The 16,075-nt window shown below is 70.0% G+C and carries 16 protein-coding genes; 6 read left to right on the top strand and 10 right to left on the bottom strand.

Annotated features, from left to right (window positions below; genetic code table 11):
• The first annotated feature begins 59 nt into the window (after positions 1-59).
• Entirely contained in the window at positions 60-1,478 is a 1,419-nt protein-coding gene (locus FK268_RS15175) for a class II fumarate hydratase (RefSeq protein WP_146435478.1), read from the top strand.
• A 25-nt stretch (positions 1,479-1,503) separates the two neighbouring features.
• Here the strand turns inward: FK268_RS15175 and FK268_RS15170 are convergent, their stop codons facing one another.
• Both FK268_RS15170 and FK268_RS15165 read right to left on the bottom strand, forming a co-directional pair.
• On the bottom strand, positions 1,504-2,085 hold the full coding sequence (locus FK268_RS15170; RefSeq protein WP_146435476.1) for an NPCBM/NEW2 domain-containing protein: 582 nt from the start codon (positions 2,083-2,085) through the stop codon (positions 1,504-1,506).
• A 39-nt stretch (positions 2,086-2,124) separates the two neighbouring features.
• On the bottom strand, positions 2,125-2,436 hold the full coding sequence (locus FK268_RS15165) for a hypothetical protein (RefSeq protein ID WP_146435474.1): 312 nt from the start codon (positions 2,434-2,436) through the stop codon (positions 2,125-2,127).
• A 75-nt stretch (positions 2,437-2,511) separates the two neighbouring features.
• Here FK268_RS15165 and FK268_RS15160 point away from each other — a divergent pair, with 75 nt between their 5' ends.
• On the top strand, positions 2,512-3,093 hold the full coding sequence (locus FK268_RS15160; RefSeq protein ID WP_146435472.1) for a class I SAM-dependent methyltransferase: 582 nt from the start codon (positions 2,512-2,514) through the stop codon (positions 3,091-3,093).
• 136 nt (positions 3,094-3,229) lie between these two features.
• On the opposite strand, the gene FK268_RS15155 is transcribed toward FK268_RS15160, so the two are convergent.
• Positions 3,230-4,924, bottom strand: coding sequence for a fumarate hydratase (locus tag FK268_RS15155; RefSeq protein ID WP_146435470.1), 1,695 nt, complete (start codon positions 4,922-4,924; stop codon positions 3,230-3,232).
• A gap of 159 nt (positions 4,925-5,083) precedes the next feature.
• On the opposite strand from FK268_RS15155, the gene FK268_RS15150 reads away from it, so the two are divergent.
• The gene (locus FK268_RS15150) at positions 5,084-6,262 is read left to right on the top strand and encodes a GNAT family N-acetyltransferase (protein WP_231707095.1); all 1,179 of its coding nucleotides are present in this window, start codon (positions 5,084-5,086) and stop codon (positions 6,260-6,262) included.
• Between the two features lie 20 nt (positions 6,263-6,282).
• Here the strand turns inward: FK268_RS15150 and phoH2 are convergent, their stop codons facing one another.
• The 4 genes from phoH2 to FK268_RS15130 all read right to left on the bottom strand — a co-directional run bounded on the left by phoH2 (position 6,283) and on the right by FK268_RS15130 (position 11,283).
• Positions 6,283-7,560, bottom strand: a complete 1,278-nt coding sequence (gene phoH2, locus FK268_RS15145; protein WP_146435884.1) for an RNA 5'-3' helicase PhoH2 — start codon at positions 7,558-7,560, stop codon at positions 6,283-6,285.
• 302 nt (positions 7,561-7,862) lie between these two features.
• Positions 7,863-8,690 (bottom strand): acyl-ACP desaturase, encoded by an 828-nt coding sequence (locus FK268_RS15140; protein WP_146435468.1) that lies wholly within the window; start codon positions 8,688-8,690, stop codon positions 7,863-7,865.
• A gap of 73 nt (positions 8,691-8,763) precedes the next feature.
• On the bottom strand, positions 8,764-10,062 hold the full coding sequence (gene glyA, locus FK268_RS15135) for a serine hydroxymethyltransferase (protein ID WP_146435466.1): 1,299 nt from the start codon (positions 10,060-10,062) through the stop codon (positions 8,764-8,766).
• Between the two features lie 9 nt (positions 10,063-10,071).
• The gene (locus FK268_RS15130; protein ID WP_146435464.1) at positions 10,072-11,283 is read right to left on the bottom strand and encodes a DUF885 domain-containing protein; all 1,212 of its coding nucleotides are present in this window, start codon (positions 11,281-11,283) and stop codon (positions 10,072-10,074) included.
• A 33-nt stretch (positions 11,284-11,316) separates the two neighbouring features.
• Here FK268_RS15130 and coaA point away from each other — a divergent pair, with 33 nt between their 5' ends.
• Together coaA and FK268_RS15120 are read left to right on the top strand one after the other, a co-directional pair.
• Positions 11,317-12,252, top strand: a complete 936-nt coding sequence (gene coaA, locus FK268_RS15125; protein ID WP_146435463.1) for a type I pantothenate kinase — start codon at positions 11,317-11,319, stop codon at positions 12,250-12,252.
• Positions 12,253-12,273: 21 nt separating this feature from the next.
• Positions 12,274-12,885 carry a TetR/AcrR family transcriptional regulator gene (locus tag FK268_RS15120; RefSeq protein ID WP_146435461.1) on the top strand — a complete coding sequence of 204 codons (612 nt, stop codon included), beginning with the start codon at positions 12,274-12,276 and terminating at the stop codon, positions 12,883-12,885.
• 49 nt (positions 12,886-12,934) lie between these two features.
• On the opposite strand, the gene FK268_RS15115 is transcribed toward FK268_RS15120, so the two are convergent.
• A complete protein-coding gene (locus FK268_RS15115; protein ID WP_306461493.1) occupies positions 12,935-13,243 on the bottom strand; it encodes a MerR family transcriptional regulator in 309 nt (102 codons plus the stop codon).
• Positions 13,244-13,324: 81 nt separating this feature from the next.
• Here FK268_RS15115 and FK268_RS15110 point away from each other — a divergent pair, with 81 nt between their 5' ends.
• Positions 13,325-14,110 (top strand): alpha/beta fold hydrolase, encoded by a 786-nt coding sequence (locus FK268_RS15110; protein WP_146435459.1) that lies wholly within the window; start codon positions 13,325-13,327, stop codon positions 14,108-14,110.
• Between the two features lie 6 nt (positions 14,111-14,116).
• On the opposite strand, the gene FK268_RS15105 is transcribed toward FK268_RS15110, so the two are convergent.
• Both FK268_RS15105 and FK268_RS15100 read right to left on the bottom strand, forming a co-directional pair.
• Positions 14,117-15,112 carry an oxygenase MpaB family protein gene (locus FK268_RS15105; protein WP_146435457.1) on the bottom strand — a complete coding sequence of 332 codons (996 nt, stop codon included), beginning with the start codon at positions 15,110-15,112 and terminating at the stop codon, positions 14,117-14,119.
• A 123-nt stretch (positions 15,113-15,235) separates the two neighbouring features.
• On the bottom strand, positions 15,236-16,036 hold the full coding sequence (locus FK268_RS15100) for an isoprenyl transferase (RefSeq protein WP_146435881.1): 801 nt from the start codon (positions 16,034-16,036) through the stop codon (positions 15,236-15,238).
• Positions 16,037-16,075: the final 39 nt, after the last annotated feature.

The following is a 16,075-nucleotide window of genomic DNA, read 5'->3' as shown; positions in this document are numbered from 1 at the left end:
ACGTGATCTCCTACTCGGGCCCTGGGAACATTCCCGGGGCCCGAGTAGGTTACTAAGGTATGGCTAACAGCGCTGGCACACCGGAGACCGAGTACCGCATCGAGCACGACACCATGGGCGAGGTCCGGGTGCCCGTGGACGCGCTCTGGCGCGCGCAGACGCAGCGCGCCGTGGAGAACTTCCCCATCAGCTTCCGCCCGCTCGAACGGGCGCAGATCCGCGCGATGGGGCTCCTGAAGGCCGCAGCGGCGCAGGTGAATCAAGACCTGGGGCTGCTGGCGCCGGAGAAGGCGGCGGCGATCATCGCCGCGGCGCAGGAGATCGCCGACGGGCTGCACGACGACCAGTTCCCGATCGACGTCTTCCAGACCGGGTCGGGCACCAGCTCCAACATGAACGCCAACGAGGTGATCGCCTCGCTCGCCGCCCGTGCCGGCGTGCAAGTGCATCCCAACGACGATGTGAACATGTCCCAGTCGTCGAACGACACCTTCCCGACGGCGACGCACGTCGCGGCCACCGAGGCCGCGGTGACCACCCTGATCCCCGCGTTGGAGCACCTGCAGGCCGCACTGGCCGCGAAGGCGCTCGCGTGGCGGGACGTCGTGAAGTCCGGCCGCACGCACCTCATGGACGCGGTTCCGGTCACCCTGGGACAGGAGTTCGGCGGCTACGCCCGGCAGGTCGAGGCCGGCGTCGAGCGCGTGCGGGCGACACTCCCCCGCGTCGGCGAGGTCCCCATCGGCGGCACCGCCGTGGGCACCGGGCTCAACGCGCCGGAGCGGTTCGGCTCGCTCGTGGTCGCGGAGCTGGTCCGCCTGACCGGGGTCGAGGAGATCCGTCTGGCGAAGGACAATTTCGAGGCGCAGGCCGCGCGTGACGGTCTCGTCGAGCTGTCGGGCGCGCTGCGCACGGTCGCCGTCTCGCTCACCAAGATCGCCAACGACGTGCGATGGATGGGCTCCGGCCCGCTCACCGGCCTCGGCGAGATCGCCCTGCCCGACCTTCAGCCCGGCAGCTCGATCATGCCCGGCAAGGTGAACCCGGTGTTGCCCGAGGCGGTGACGCAGGTCGCCGCCCAGGTGATCGGCAACGACGCCGCGGTCACCTGGGGCGGCGGCAACGGCGCCTTCGAGCTCAACGTCTACATCCCCATGATGGCGCGCAACGTGCTGGAGTCGATCGCGCTGCTGTCGAACGTCTCCCGCCTCTTCGCCGACCGCTGCATCGACGGCCTCGTCGCGCACGAGGACCGGCTGCGGACGCTGGCCGAGTCGTCACCGTCGATCGTGACGCCGCTGAACTCGCTCATCGGCTACGAGGAGGCCGCCGCCGTCGCGAAGCAGGCGCTGAAGGAGGGCAAGACCATCCGGCAGACCGTCATCGACCGTGGTCTGATCGGCGAGAAGCTCACGCTGGAGGAGCTCGACCGCCGGCTGGACGTGCTCGCGATGGCGAACGTCGACCGGCTGCGGTGACGGCGGTCCGCCCGGGGCGGGTAGGTCAGGTGAGCGACGCCGCGCCGATCGCACCGTAGGGCGAGGCGGCGGGCGCGCACTCCCCCGCCGTGGCCACCGCGGTCACGGTGATCGACCGGGCGCCCGGGAGCGCGATCGCGACGTTCTGCGGCCGGTCGTCCCGGCTCAGCGTCGCGGTCAGTTTCGTCTCACCGTCGACCACGAAGGCGACGCGGACGCGCACGCCGACGGGGGTGTGGGGCTGCAGGCCGAGGACCCCGGTGAGCTTGGAGAACTCCCCGGCGAGGCGGTACACGGCCGTGGACGCGGTGCCCTCGCAACCGATCCAGACGCCCGTCGCGCTGCGGTACGTGGTGCCGGCGATCGTCGCGGTGAGCGCCTGGCCGGTGTTGCCGACGGCGCTGGACGAGGAGAGACGGGCGTACAGCGGGGTCCCCGTCGGGGTCCCGCTGGCCGGCTCCTCCATCGGGGCCGACGGTGCCGTCGTCGTCTCCACACTGTGCGCGCCGGGATGGGCATCGTTCGACGATGCCGCCGGACCGCCGCACCCGGCGGCCACCACCGTGACCGCACAGATGGCCAGCGTGAAACTTGTTCTCCATCTCACCGAAGGAGCGTAACCCCTCGCGCGCCGCTGCGGTCGCAGTCAGCGTCGGTCGGCCAGAAGGTGCGAGGCGCCGGCGACCACCGCCGCCACGCCCACCACGGAGGGCCACGCGCCGATCTTCTTCGCCAGCGGGTGGGATGCGCCGAATCCGCCCAGGTACACCGCGGTGAGCGCGGCCGCAGTACCCGCGCCGCCCTTCGCGTACCAGCCCCGCGCCGCGGCAGCGCCCGCCGCGGCGAGCACCACGCCGCCGAGCGGGCGGATGCCCGTTTCCCGCGCCACGTAGTAGCCACCCACGAGTCCCGCCGCCGCGATCGGCGCCGTGCCGATCCGTTCGATGATGTCCGCCATGCTTCGACTGTACCCACTACTGCGTGTAGTAGACCTCGGCCTCCCGCGCCCGGGGTCGGTCAGTAGCGTGGAGACATGAGCACGCCGCGCTGGTTCACGGACACCAAGGAAGGCCACAGCGAGTGGTACGTCGAGCGGTTCCGCACCATGGCCCGAGAGGGCGCGGATCTGGTCGGTGAGGCCAGGCTCGTGGACGCGATGGTGGGCCGGAACGCGCGAATCCTCGACGCGGGCTGCGGGCCGGGGAGAATCGGCGGCTACCTGCATTCGGTGGGCCACGACGTGACCGGCGTGGACGTCGATCCGGTGCTCATCGCGGCCGCGGAAGCGGACCACCCCGGCCCGAGGTGGCTCGTGCAGGACCTCGCCGAGCTGGACCTGGACGGCGCCTTCGATGCCATCGTCTGCGCGGGCAATGTGCTGGTCTTCGTCGCCGAGGGCACGGAGACGACGGTGCTCGCCAACTTCCGGAAGCACTTGACGCCGGAGGGATTCGCGATCGTCGGCTTCCACACGAACCGCGGTCTCACGCCGGAACAGCTGGACGTCCACGCCGCCGAGGCCGGGCTGCGGACCGATCTGCGCCTGGCGACCTGGGATGTCAAGCCCTGGCACGACGGTGCCGACTTCGCCGTCACCGTCCTCCGCCCGGCCTGACGCCCGGACCCGGCGCGACTCATCGTCGCGATCTCGTGTCGCTCGACGAGTGGCGTGCTGCAGCAGCCATGTCGCGACTGTAGGCCGCACGGGGCGCTCACCCGAGCGCTTCATCCACAGGCAGCAGCGGGAAGGGCTACCGCTCCTTCGATCGCACCCGGATGCCGCTGAGCGGCAGGGAGACCTCACCCGACGGGTCGGTGAAGAAGTCGTTGCCCTTGTCGTCGACCACGATGAAGGCGGGGAAGTTCTCGACCTCGATCTTCCACACGGCCTCCATGCCGAGCTCGGGGTACTCGATGACTTCCTGCGACTTGATGCAGTCGAGCGCCAGGCGCGCCGCGGGGCCGCCGATGGAGCCGAGGTAGAAGCCGCCGTGCTCATTGCAGGCCTGCGTGACCTGCTTGGAGCGGTTCCCCTTGGCCAGCATGATCATCGAGCCGCCGGCGGCCTGGAACTGGTCGACGTAGCTGTCCATGCGGCCCGCCGTGGTGGGGCCGAAGGAGCCGGACGCCATGCCCTCCGGCGTCTTCGCGGGACCGGCGTAGTACACCGGGTGGTCCTTGAGGTACTGCGGCATCGGCTGACCCGAGTCCAGCAGGTCCTTGATCTTGGCGTGCGCGATGTCGCGGGCGACCACCAGCGGGCCGGTCAGCGACAGCCGCGTCTTCACCGGGTACTTCGAGAGCTCGGCGAGGATCTCGGGCATCGGCCGGTTCAGGTCGATCTCGACGACCGCGCCGCCCTCGATGTCCTCCGCCACGCCGGCGTCCGGCATGTACTGCGCGGGATCGGTCTCGAGCTGCTCGAGGAAGACACCGTCGGCCGTGATCTTGCCCAGCGCCTGGCGGTCCGCCGAGCAGGACACCGCGATCGCGACGGGCAGCGAGGCGCCGTGCCGGGGCAGGCGCACCACACGCACGTCGTGGCAGAAGTACTTGCCGCCGAACTGCGCGCCGATCCCGAACGACTGGGTCAGCTCGAAGACCTTCTCCTCCAGCTCCTTGTCGCGGAAGCCGTGCGCGGCGATGGAGCCCGTCTCGGGGAGCTCGTCCAGGTAGTGCGCCGAGGCGTACTTCGCGGTCTTGAGCGCGAACTCGGCGGAGGTGCCGCCGATGACGATCGCGAGGTGGTACGGCGGGCAGGCCGCGGTGCCCAGCGAGCGGATCTTCTCGTCGAGGAACTTCAGGATCCGATCCGGGTTGAGGATCGCCTTCGTCTCCTGGAACAGGAAGGACTTGTTGGCCGAGCCGCCGCCCTTCGCCATGAAGAGGAACTTGTACTCCGGCCCCTTCGGCCCCTGCTCGGTGGCGTAGATCTCCACCTGGGCCGGCAGGTTGGTGCCGGTGTTCTTCTCCTCGTACATGGTGATCGGCGCGTTCTGCGAGTAGCGCAGATTGAGCTTGGTGTACGCGTCGAAGACGCCGCGGGAGACCCACTCCCCGTCGTCCACGCCCGTCAGCACGCCCTCGGACTTCTTGCCCATGACGATCGCGGTGCCGGTGTCCTGGCACATCGGCAGCACGCCACCGGCGGAGATGTTGACGTTCTTGAGCAGATCGAGCGCCACGAAGCGGTCGTTGCCCGACGCCTCGGGGTCGTCGATGATCTTGCGCAGCTGCTGCAGGTGCGCGGGCCGCAGGTAGTGGCTGATGTCGTGCATCGCCTCCGCGGTCAGCTTCTGCAGCGCCTCCGGCGCGACCTTGAGGAACTTCTGCCCGTCGACCTCGAAGGTCTCGACGCCCTCGGTCGTGATGAGCCGGTACGGCGTCGAATCAGGACCGATGGGCAGCAGGTCGGAATAGATGAATTCGGGGCTGTTCGAAGTCACCCTTCGAGGGTATTCCCCGACGTATCGCCGGTCCGGGTTAGGCTGCCCTACCTGCGGCGACCCGAGTCCGACGGTGCGCGATCGCTGGGGCGGCGCGCCGGACCGCGCACCGCGAGACACCACGACGACGTCCCTCGAGGTCCAGTACCCTGGACAAACGTGACCGAAGTCCCTCAGGTGGCCGCACGGCAGGCGCCGCCGACACTGCCGACATCCCGTCGGCGCGCGACCGAGTCCTCCGTCGGCGAGGGCGTGCCGCTCCCCGAGCGCGAGTTCTTCGTCGAGGAGTTCCGCGGGATCACGATCGTGGTCGCACTCCCGCAGGTCGACCCCGCGACGCTGTCGGCCGCCGGCCGCACCGTCGACGCCTTCAACGGAGGCGATACGCGCTTCGTCTTCGTCGTGCCGGCCGATCAGGCCGACCTGACCGCCACCGCGATCGGTGGACGAGCGGTGAGCGGGGCTCCCACCTGGAACGACGACTTCGTCGCCGAACTCTGGCTCGCGGTGACCGACGAGAAGCGGGTCGTCGTGGGCGTGGACCCCGCCGCCCTCGCCCACACCGCCGGCGCCGTTTCGACGAGTGTCCGCGCGTCGAAGATGGTGCTCACCGACCCCGGCGGCGGATGGGGCACCCCACCGCGCAGTTACGCCGACATCGACCTGCACGGTGAGGGCCTCGCGGCCCACTTGGCCGCGCGCGGACTCGACGATTACGCGCCCGCCGCGCAGGCCGCCCTCGTGGGCGGGGCGTACAGCGTGAACCTCTGCCGCGCCGAGGACCTCGACTACGAGCTCCTCACTTTCGACGGGCGCGGCACGGTGCTCACGCACGGCCGGTACCTGCACGTGACACCGCTCCAGGTCGACGATTTCGCGCGCATCGAGTCCCTGGTGACCCAGGGCGTCCGCGACGGGATCCTCAAGCCGCGCAGCCGCGCCGAGATCGCCAGGATGGCGGCCGGCGGCCTCGGCGCCCGGGTGTTCCGCACCGGACACCTCGCGGGCGTGGTGGGACTCGAGACGGACCGGTACGCCGGCACCGGGTACGCGGAGGTCTCGGGCCTGATCACCGTCGCCGAGTTCTCCGGGCTCGGCGCCGGAAGCCTGCTGATCGACGGACTGTTCGAGCTCGCCAGGTCCCGCGGGCTCGCGCACGTCTTCGCCGTGACCGTCAGCGACAGTGCCGCGGACTTCTTCGTCCGACGGGGATTCCGGGAGGTCGGGCACCAGGACGTACCGGCGCAGAAATGGGCGGGCTACGACGCCGAGCGCCTCGACCTGGCGCGCTGCTTCCTGCGTCCCGTCGAGAACCCCTCGGGATCCCCGGCGTCGTAGCCGACCGATCTTCGACCGGGTCACGCGCCGGGGGCGAACTCCTCCAGCATCTCGGTGACCAGCGCCGCGATGGGCGAGCGCTCGGATCGCGTGAGCGTGACGTGCGCGAACAGCGGGTGGCCCTTGAGCTTCTCGATCACCGCTGCAACGCCGTCGTGCCGCCCTACCCGCAGGTTGTCGCGCTGAGCGACGTCGTGCGTGAGCACCACCCGCGAACCGGAGCCGAGGCGCGAGAGCACCGTCAGCAGCACGTTGCGCTCGAGGGACTGCGCCTCGTCGACGATGACGAAGGAGTCGTGCAGCGACCGTCCACGGATGTGCGTGAGCGGCAGCACCTCCAGCATGCCGCGCGACATCACCTCGTCCATCACCTCGGGCGAGGCGAGCCCGTCCAGGGTGTCGTAGACGGCCTGCGCCCACGGCCCCATCTTCTCGTTCTCGGAGCCCGGGAGGTAGCCGAGGTCCTGGCCGCCGACGGCGTACAGCGGGCGGAAGACGACGACCTTGCGCTGCGTGCGCTTCTCCAGCACCGCCTCCAGCCCGGCGCACAGGGCCAGGGCCGACTTGCCGGTGCCGGCCTTGCCGCCGAGGGAGACGATGCCCACCGACTCGTCGAGCAGCAGATCGAGTGCGACGCGCTGCTCGGCACTGCGGCCGTGCAGTCCGAAGGCCTCACGATCGCCGCGCACGAGCTGGAGCTGCTTCTCCGCGGTCACCCGGCCCAACGCGCTGGACGTGCCGCCCAGGAGCCGGACGCCGGTGTTGCACGGCAGGTCGCGTGCCGCGTCGTGATCCACGACGCCGCCCGCGAAGAGCGCGTCGATGACCTCGCGGGAGACCTCGAGCTCCTCCATGCCCGTCCACCCGGAGGTCACCACGTCCTGCGCCCGGTACTCGTCGGCGGGCAGACCCACCGCGCCGGCCTTGACCCGCAGCGGGATGTCCTTCGACACCAGCACCACGTCGCGACCCTCGGCACGCAGGTTCAACGCGCAGGCGAGGATGCGGGAGTCGTTGGTCTCGGTGCGGAAGCCGACCGGCAGCACGGACGGATCGATGTGATTGAGCTCCACCTGCACCGTGCCTCCGCCCGGCGTGGGGATCGGCTGGTCGAGGCGGCCGTGCTCGAGTCGCATGTCGTCGAGCATGCGCAGCGATTCGCGGGCGAACCAGCCGAGTTCGGCGTGGTGACGTTTGCCCTCGAGTTCGCTGATCACCACGAGCGGGAGCACGACGTCGTGCTCGGCGAAGCGGGTGATGGCCCAGGGATCGGACAGCAGGACGGAGGTGTCGAGCACGTACGTGCGGGGGGTCTCACGGAAAGACACGGTGACGCTCCTAGCCTGCGCGGCGCCCACGCAAGCGTGTAGCTGCGGCCGGCCGGTTCCAAGCGCCGACGGTGCGTTGTTCTTACGCCCGTACGGCGAGGACCGGGGCCGGCCCTCTCGTGGAAACTGGATATCCAGTCACGGTTGGAACCTCCCGGGACGAACTGCTTCCCCGCAATCCGTCACCGCCAAACTAACGCCGAACGCGCCGCGCGGCCCGGAGGCTGCGCGGCGCGTTCGTGAACAGTTCGTTACGGGTCGGTACCCCGTTGTTACAGCTCCAGGCCCCAGGTGGCGAGCAGGCCGTTCAGGATCTCGCGATCCCGCTCGGGCGTGCTGATGCCGGCCTCGGTGACGATGCGGCGAGCCTCGTCGAGGCCGTCCGCGGTCTCGGCGCCGATGGGCGACGCGAGGCGCGCCTGGCCCAGCAGGGCGTCCTTGACGTGGCCCTCGTTGACGTCGAGCGCGACGGTGAGCAGCTCGGTCCAGAAGCGCTGCTGGGTGCGGTCGTCGTTCGCGACCTTGCGCAGCGTGGTGACGAGGCCCGCCGGGGTGCCGTCGGCCTTCTCGGCGTAGTCGGCGAGGCGATCGAAGTAGTCGGCCGAGAGCGCCTCGTGCACGATCACCATGGCGATCTGCTCCGCGACCTGGATCTCCTCGCGGGTGCCCTCGTACTGGCGGTAGCCGCGGGTCACGGCCTCCAGACGCCACATCTCCAGCTGCTCGACGTCGCACGTGCGGCTGACCACGACGTGGTCGCGCAGGGCGATGCCGTGGCGGTTCTCCTCCGCGGTCCAGTGGCCGACGAACTTGCCCCAGTCCGAGTCGATGAGGTGGTGCTGCGCCAGCAGGCGGTGGAAGGACGGGAGGTGATCCTTCGTCAGCAGGCCCAGGATCAGGCCGTTGCTGACCACTGCGTCGACCTTCACGTCGGAGGGCACGAAGTCCTCGCCGCCGAGGAAGGCGTAGTTGCGGCCGTCGTCCCACGGGACGTAGTCGTGCGGCTGCCACGCATCGCCGGCCTCGACGTAGGCCGCGCGGATGTCCGGCAACGCCTTGTCGATGGCGAGCGTCAGGTCGTCCGAGATGCTGGAAGTCACCCGGTCACTCTAAAGCAGCCGCCGCCCGGCCTCAAATCCCTGGTCGGAGACGTGACGAACCCGGAACCGGGGTTCACCTCGACAGCAGGCCCCAGTCCTCCAGGCCCTCGTACAGCGGCACCTCGAGCGCGAGCGACGAGACGCGGGCGCGCAGCGCGGCGGTATCGGCCGCCTTGCCCTGGGCGAGCGCGGTGCCGATGATGTCGGCCACCTCGGTGAACTCCTTCTCACCGAAACCGCGGCTGGCGAGCGCTGCGGTGCCGATGCGCAGGCCGGAGGTGACCATCGGCGGGCGCGGGTCGAAGGGCACGGCGTTGCGGTTGACGGTGATGCCGACCTCGTGGAGGAGGTCCTCGGCCTGCTGGCCGTCGAGGTCGCTGTTGCGCAGGTCGACGAGGACCAGATGCACGTCGGTGCCGCCGGTGAGCACGGTGACGCCGGCGTCGGCCACGTCCTTGCCGTTCAGGCGCTCCGCCAGGATGCGCGCACCGTCGAGCGTGCGCTGCTGCTTCTCGCGGAACTCCTCCGTGCCCGCGACCTTGAGCGCGACGGCCTTGGCGGCGATCACGTGCATGAGGGGGCCGCCCTGCTGGCCGGGGAAGACGGCGGAGTTGAGCTTCTTGGCCCACTCCTGCTTGGCCAGGATGATGCCGGAGCGGGGGCCGCCCAGGGTCTTGTGCACGGTGGAGCTGACGACGTCGGCGTGCGGGACGGGGCTCGGATGCAGGCCCGCGGCGACGAGGCCGGCGAAGTGCGCCATGTCGACCCACAGGTGGGCGCCCACCTCGTCGGCGATGGAGCGGAAGGCGGCGAAGTCGAGGTGGCGCGGGTAGGCGGACCAGCCGGCGACGATCACCTTCGGCTTGGAGTCGAGGGCGATCTTGCGCACCTCGTCCATGTCCACCCGGTGGTCCTCCTTGGAGACGCCGTAGAAGACGTTCTCGTAGAGCTTGCCGGAGAAGTTCAGGCGCATGCCGTGCGTGAGATGGCCGCCGTGCGCGAGGTCGAGGCCCATGAGGGTCTCGCCCGGCTCCATCAGCGCCTGCAGCACCGCGGCGTTGGCCTGCGCGCCGGAGTGCGGCTGGACATTGGCGAACTCGGCGCCGAACAGCTCCTTGGCGCGATTGCGCGCCAGGTCCTCGACCACGTCGACGTACTCGCAGCCGCCGTAGTAGCGGCGCCCGGGGTAGCCCTCGGCGTACTTGTTGGTGAGCACGGAACCCTGTGCCTGCAGCACGGCACGCGGGACGAAGTTCTCCGAGGCGATCATCTCCAGCGTGTCGCGCTGCCGCGCGAGCTCGCCGTTCATGGCGGCCGCGACCTCGGGATCGAGTTCGGCCAGGGACGCGGAGTTCACGCTGGAATCGCTCATGCGCTCATCCTAAGCTGCGAGCTCCCGCCGCAGCGCAGACGGGGTGAGGGGCTCGTCGAGGAGCCTGCCGAACCGGTCCAGCCGGGCGGCCCCGGACTTCGCCCGATCGAGCCACTGCCCGAGCAGCGCGTAGCCCTCGACGTAGGTGGAGATGTACGCGCGCCACAGCGGCGAGCCGACGAAGCGCAGTGACTGCCGCGCGCTGCGCTCGGCCATCAGGCCCCAGCGCTGCAGGTACGCGGCCACGTCGTCCTCGCTCGCGTGCCGGTCGTGCAGCAGCAGCGCCGCGTCCTGCCGCACGTGCAGCAGGCCCGACGAGGCCGTCGCGATCCGCTCCGCGAGCTCGCCGTCGAAGGACAGTCCCAGGTCGGCGTAGATCTCCTGCGCCCAACGGCCCCACCCGGGCCCGATCGCGGCGCCCAGCGCGTGGTCGGCCAGGCCCTCCGCCATGAGGCACTGCGGCGTGTTCACCAGGAAGATCGTTTGCTCCGCCTGCTGCTCCCCCGCGACGAGGAGTTGCTCCTTGCGGCAGTGCTCGGTGTGGTGCCCCGGGTAGGCCTCGTGCGCGATGAGGTGCGGCAGCGACGAGAGGTACTGCGGCAGGTCACCGTTCACCGCCACCCGCGAGCGGTAGTCGCCGAGGTAGTAGTTGAAGCCCGACCAGGGCTTGTCGTGCTCGATCTCGAAGGCCACCGTCTCGGCCTCGGGCAGCGGGTAGCGCTCGCGCACGACGTCGCGCAGCGCACCCGCCAGCGCGTCGACCACCTCCGGCACCCGTTCGGCGGGCACCTGGAAGCGCTCGCGCTGCGCCTGCATCCGGGGCTGCAGCGGGCCCGTGCCCGGCAGCAGGCCGTCGAGTGCCGCGTGCGCCTCCTCGTAGTCGGTGGTCTCGCCCATGGCGATGTCCACGTCGAAGTAGGCCTTCACCTCGTCGACGAAGCCGATCGGCGCGCCGTCGAACTTGCGGGCCGAGCACTCGAGCGCGGCGACGTGTCCGGCCAAGAACTCGCGCCGCGCGGGCGTGAGCCCGGTGTCCGCCGCGACGTCCCGCAGCAGCGCCCGGGCCTCCGCGGCGAGCCGGGCCGGTTCGGGCGCGTCCTCGGCCTCCACGGCCCGACGGTGCGCCGGGTCCCCGAAGTACGCGTCGACGAATCCGGATTCGATGCGGTCGAACCGCAGGCCGAGCCGCAGGTAACGGTCGGTGACGCTCGTCTCCTCCATGCGTGCCAGACTAGAGGGCATGTCTGACGCGGGGTGCCTCGTCCGGTGAGCGAACCGAGCCCGTACATCGAGCTCGACCGCGCTCAGTGGCGCGAGCTCCGGCAGTCCACTCCCCTGTCGCTGACCGAGGAGGACCTGTCCGATCTCCGCGGCCTGGGTGAGCAGATCGACCTGGCCGAGGTGGCCGAGGTGTACCTGCCCGTCTCCCGTCTGATCCACCTCCAGGTGGCGGCCCGGCAGCGGCTGTACGCGGCCACCGCGACCTTCCTGGGTGAGCAGCGGCACAACGCGCAGGTGCCCTTCGTGATCGGCGTGGCCGGCTCGGTCGCGGTCGGCAAGTCGACGACGGCCCGCGTGCTGCAGGCCCTGCTCGCGCGGTGGGATTCGCACCCCCGCGTGGACCTGGTGACCACCGACGGTTTCCTGCACCCGACAGCGGAGCTGGAACGCCGGGGCATCATGCACCGCAAGGGCTTCCCCGAGTCCTACGACCGGCGCGCGCTGCTGCGCTTCGTGACGGCGGTGAAGTCGGGCGCCGAGGACGCTACCGCGCCGATGTACTCGCACCAGCTCTACGACATCGTGCCCGGGGAGTTCATCCACGTGCGGCGGCCGGACATCCTCATCGTCGAGGGCCTCAACGTGCTGCAGACCGGGCCGCGACTCATGGTCTCCGACCTGTTCGACTTCTCGGTGTACGTGGACGCGCGGATCGAGGACATCGAGCGCTGGTACGTCGACCGGTTCCTGTCCATGCGGACCACCTCGTTCGCGGATCCGTCCTCGCACTTCCATCACTACGCCGGGCTCTCCGACGTCGAGGCGCGCGATCGCGCCGAGGGCATCTGGGCGGGCATCAACCGCCCCAACCTGGTGCAGAACATCCTGCCCACCCGCCCGCGCGCGACACTGGTGCTGCGCAAGGACTCCGATCACTCCATCAACCGAGTGCGCCTGCGCAAGCTCTGAGCCCGCGCCTACGATCCCCTCATGACCCGGCCCGGCGCCTCATTGCCCGACCTGCTGCTGCAGGCCGGTGCACAGATGAACGTCAGCGCGGCGGATGCGGGCGTCTACCGCGCGGCGCTCGCGGTGCTGTCCCGTGCGGGCACGCGGCACGCCACCGTCGACGCGATCGCTGCCGAGGCGGGCATGAGCCGGATGACGCTGTTCCGGCGGTTCGGGTCGAAGGACGAGATCCTCGCGGCGGCGCTGGCATGGTCACTGTCTCACCTGTTCGAGCAGACGGCGGAGGTCGTAGCGACCACACCGGACGTCGCGGAGCGGGTCGAGGAGATCTTCGTGCTGTGCTGCCGCGCCGGCCGGACGATGCTGCCCTCGTCGTCCCCCGACGAACGCGCGGCGCTGTTCGCCGACGAGCGGCTGGACCCCGTCGGGCACGGCGTGCGGTTCGTCTCCGCGATCCTCGAGCACGACCAGGCCGCCGGGAACGCATCGCCCGGCGACACCGCCTATCGCGCCGATGCGATCGTCCGGCTGACCACCGCGTGCTTCACGGTCGCTCCACCGCCGTTCGACCCGGCCGACGAGGATGCTGCCCGCGCCTACGCCCGCGCCGCCCTCGTCCCGATCGTGTCCTGATCCGACTCGACGGCAGCGCCGATGATCTCGTCGAGGAGTTCACGAGACCTCATGAGGTCGGTGATCGCGATGTCGATTCGATCACGCTCTGCCGTGAGCTGATCCGCGAGCTTAGCGGTCGCCCGCTCATTGGGTCCCCCTCCGGTGCGTGCATGCAGGGCAGCAACTGCACGATCCTCGGGCTGTGCAGCCCTGCAGCGAACAGCTGCTGCACGAGGATCACACGGTCGACCGCCGAGTCGGGATAGTCGCGATGTCCGCCCGGTGTCCGCGACGGCGACAGGAGCCCCTGCTCCTCGTAGTACCGCAGCGATCGAACGCTGACGGCCGTTCGTCGAGAGAGTTCGCCGATCTTCACCCTGCGCTCCCTTGAACCTCACATCAGTGTCACGCCCTACGGTACGTCGGCCAGAGCATCAGCCCACGAAAGGGACCACCCATGACTTCAATCGCCGCTGTCGGCGACGGCACCCGCCTGGAATACCGCCTCGAAGGTCCGATCGACGCTCCGGTCCTGGTGCTGTCGAACTCGATCGCCACCACATCTGCGATGTGGGACTCGATCGTCCCGGTGCTGACAGCCGAATTCCGCGTACTGCGCTACGACACCCGGGGGCACGGGGGATCGGACGCTCCTCCGGGCGCGTACTCGATGGCACGCCTCGGTAGGGACGTCATCGAGCTGTTGGACGATCTGCACATCGACCGCGCTCACGTCTGCGGTCTGTCCCTCGGCGGGATGATCGGCCAGTGGCTCGCGGTGCACGCCCCTGACCGCGTCGATCGCCTGATCCTTGCGAATACCTCCGCATACCTGGGACCCGCGGACCAATGGAACACCCGGATCACTGACCTCCTCGGGGGCGAAGACCTCGCGGATACGGCGGACCGGTTTCTCCGGAACTGGTTCCCGCCGAAGTTTCTCGCCGACGAGACGATCGTCGGGCCGTTCCGCGACACGATCACGCACATGAGCCGGACTGGGCTCGCCGGCTGCCTCGCCGCGGTCCGCGACTTCGACATGCGGCGTACGGTCAGACTCATCGAATCCCCGACCCTCGTTGTCGTCGGCGAACACGACACCGTCTGTCTGCCAGAGCATGGAGAACTCATCGCTCACACCGCGCCGGACGCGCACGTGGTCGCTCTCCCCGTCACCCACCTGTCCAATGTCGAGGCGCCAGTGGCGTTCGCCGGCACTGTGCGACAGTTCCTTTCCCCGTAGACGTGCTCAGCCGAACGGACACCGCGCGGCGGGCGCCTGCGCGAGCTGTTCGGGAGTGCGCTCGCGCTGGTAGGCGGTGAAGTCCGGCAGGTCGCGCTGCTTCATGGCGCGCAGCGCCCGGGCCTTGCCGCGGGCGTAGTAGGCGAGCGGCGTGTAGCCCACACGCTCGGGAATCACCTTGTAGGCGTGCCGGATAGCTGCGGTCGCGGCGCGGTAGCTCATCTCCTCACGACGGTTCCAGCTCACGCCCAGGATCTCACGGACCTCGGGCCGCAGTACCCCGACGGTGAGCAGGTAGACCGCCCGGTTGACCGTCATCCCGGCGGGCTTGAGCAGCGGCTCGATGGCCCGCAGGAAGGGACCCGCCTCAGGTGGCAGCGGCGGGGTTCCGTGCGCGAAGTCGTCCAGGAAGCGCACCGCGCCCGGATGCGCGATCAGCTTCGGGAGCATCTCGTCGACGTACCGTTCGAAGGCGACGGGCTCCCACGGGATCCGACCCTCCGGCACCTGGACGATGTCGGCGATCTTCTTCGAGTCGGCGAAGAGCTCGTCGATCTCCGCGGCGGTGAGGCGCCGCCCCAGGGAGCGCGGCAGCGAGTCGAGCCCGGTCATGACGCCGGTGCCGATCACCCACGCGTACGCCTCCGGGTCCAGGGCGCTGATGTGCTTCCCCTCGGCGTTGCGCATCTGCAGGGGCCGGTGTTGGGCGCGCAGCCGGTAGCCCTCCTCGATCGCCGCATCCTCCCCGAAGTACCAGCGCTGCACCGAGTCCATCGAGCGGACGGCGCGGCCCACCGGATCGGTGTAGGCGACGCTGAACTCCCCGACGATGTCGCCGATCACCGGATGCATCAGCTGCATCACGAAGGCCGCGCCGTTGATCGGGAGGAACGCCCACTGCCCGGCGACGGTACCGCTGATCCCGAGCGGATCGATGAACGGCGATGCGGGCCCGTACCGCTCCGGTGCGGCCGGTGGCCTGTGTTCCACGAGTTCCGTCATCCCGACCTCCCTGATACGACTGATAGCCGAATCGTAACAGCGTGTGGCGCGCGTCACCAGAGTTCGGTGATAGGGAATCTGCGATCGACGCTCATGCGGTCGATACGCGCAGGTGACGCGGAGTCAGGCCCCGAAACGACGGTGCCGTGCGGCGTAGTCGCGTAGCGCCCGCAGGAAGTCGACGCGGCGGAACTCGGGCCAGTAGGCCTCCGTGAACCAGATCTCGCTGTACGCGCTCTGCCACAGCAGGAATCCGGAGAGCCGCTGCTCGCCCGACGTGCGGATCACCAGGTCGGGGTCGGGTTGGCCCTTGGTGTAGAGGTGTTGGTCGATGCCCTCGACGGTCACCGCGTCGACGAGTTCCTGACCCGACATCCCCTCGTCGAGCTCGCTGCGCAGCAGCGACTGCACGGCGTCGACGATCTCCTTGCGGCCGCCGTAGCCGACCGCGACGTTCACGTGCGTGCCGGTGCGGCCCTTCGTCCCCTCGGCGGCGGCGGTGAGCCGGCGCGCGGCGTCGGGCGGGAGCAGGTCCATCGCGCCCACGATCTTCACGGACCAGTTCTTGTCCGGCCCGGAGATCTCCTCGACGACGTCGGTGATGATCTCGAGCAGCGCCGCGAGCTCGTCGGGGTCGCGCTGCAGGTTCTCGGTGGAGAGCAGGTAGATCGTGGCGAGCTCGATGCCCGCCTCGTCGCACCACTCGAGCATCTCGGCGATCTTCTTCGCGCCCATGCGGTAGCCGTGGCTCACGTCGCTGAAACCGGCGGCCCGCGCCCAGCGCCGGTTGCCGTCGCAGAGCACGGCCACGTGCCGCGGGCGCTGGGCGCCGTCGCGGTAGGCGGAGGTGAGCTCACCCACCAGCCTTCGCTCGTAGAGCGCATAGGCCGGCGAGAAGAGCTTGCGGGCCGGCCCGGTCGGCAGCGACACGGGCAGTTTGGGGGCACTCACCACGGCAGCAAG

Source organism: Tsukamurella sputi, assembly GCF_007858445.1.
Classification (GTDB): Bacteria; Actinomycetota; Actinomycetes; order Mycobacteriales; family Mycobacteriaceae; genus Tsukamurella; species Tsukamurella sputi.
This window is presented reverse-complemented; position numbering and strand designations above follow the sequence as displayed.

What these genes read in the sequence shown, in the direction of transcription:
- FK268_RS15175 (WP_146435478.1), top strand. Translation starts at nt 60, where the DNA reads ATGGCTAACAGCGCTGGCACACCGGAGACCGAGTACCGCATCGAGCAC.
- FK268_RS15165 (WP_146435474.1), bottom strand. Translation starts at nt 2,436, where the DNA reads ATGGCGGACATCATCGAACGGATCGGCACGGCGCCGATCGCGGCGGCG.
- FK268_RS15160 (WP_146435472.1), top strand. Translation starts at nt 2,512, where the DNA reads ATGAGCACGCCGCGCTGGTTCACGGACACCAAGGAAGGCCACAGCGAG.
- glyA (WP_146435466.1), bottom strand. Translation starts at nt 10,062, where the DNA reads ATGAGCGATTCCAGCGTGAACTCCGCGTCCCTGGCCGAACTCGATCCC.
- FK268_RS15130 (WP_146435464.1), bottom strand. Translation starts at nt 11,283, where the DNA reads ATGGAGGAGACGAGCGTCACCGACCGTTACCTGCGGCTCGGCCTGCGG.
- FK268_RS15120 (WP_146435461.1), top strand. Translation starts at nt 12,274, where the DNA reads ATGACCCGGCCCGGCGCCTCATTGCCCGACCTGCTGCTGCAGGCCGGT.
- FK268_RS15110 (WP_146435459.1), top strand. Translation starts at nt 13,325, where the DNA reads ATGACTTCAATCGCCGCTGTCGGCGACGGCACCCGCCTGGAATACCGC.
- FK268_RS15105 (WP_146435457.1), bottom strand. Translation starts at nt 15,112, where the DNA reads ATGACGGAACTCGTGGAACACAGGCCACCGGCCGCACCGGAGCGGTAC.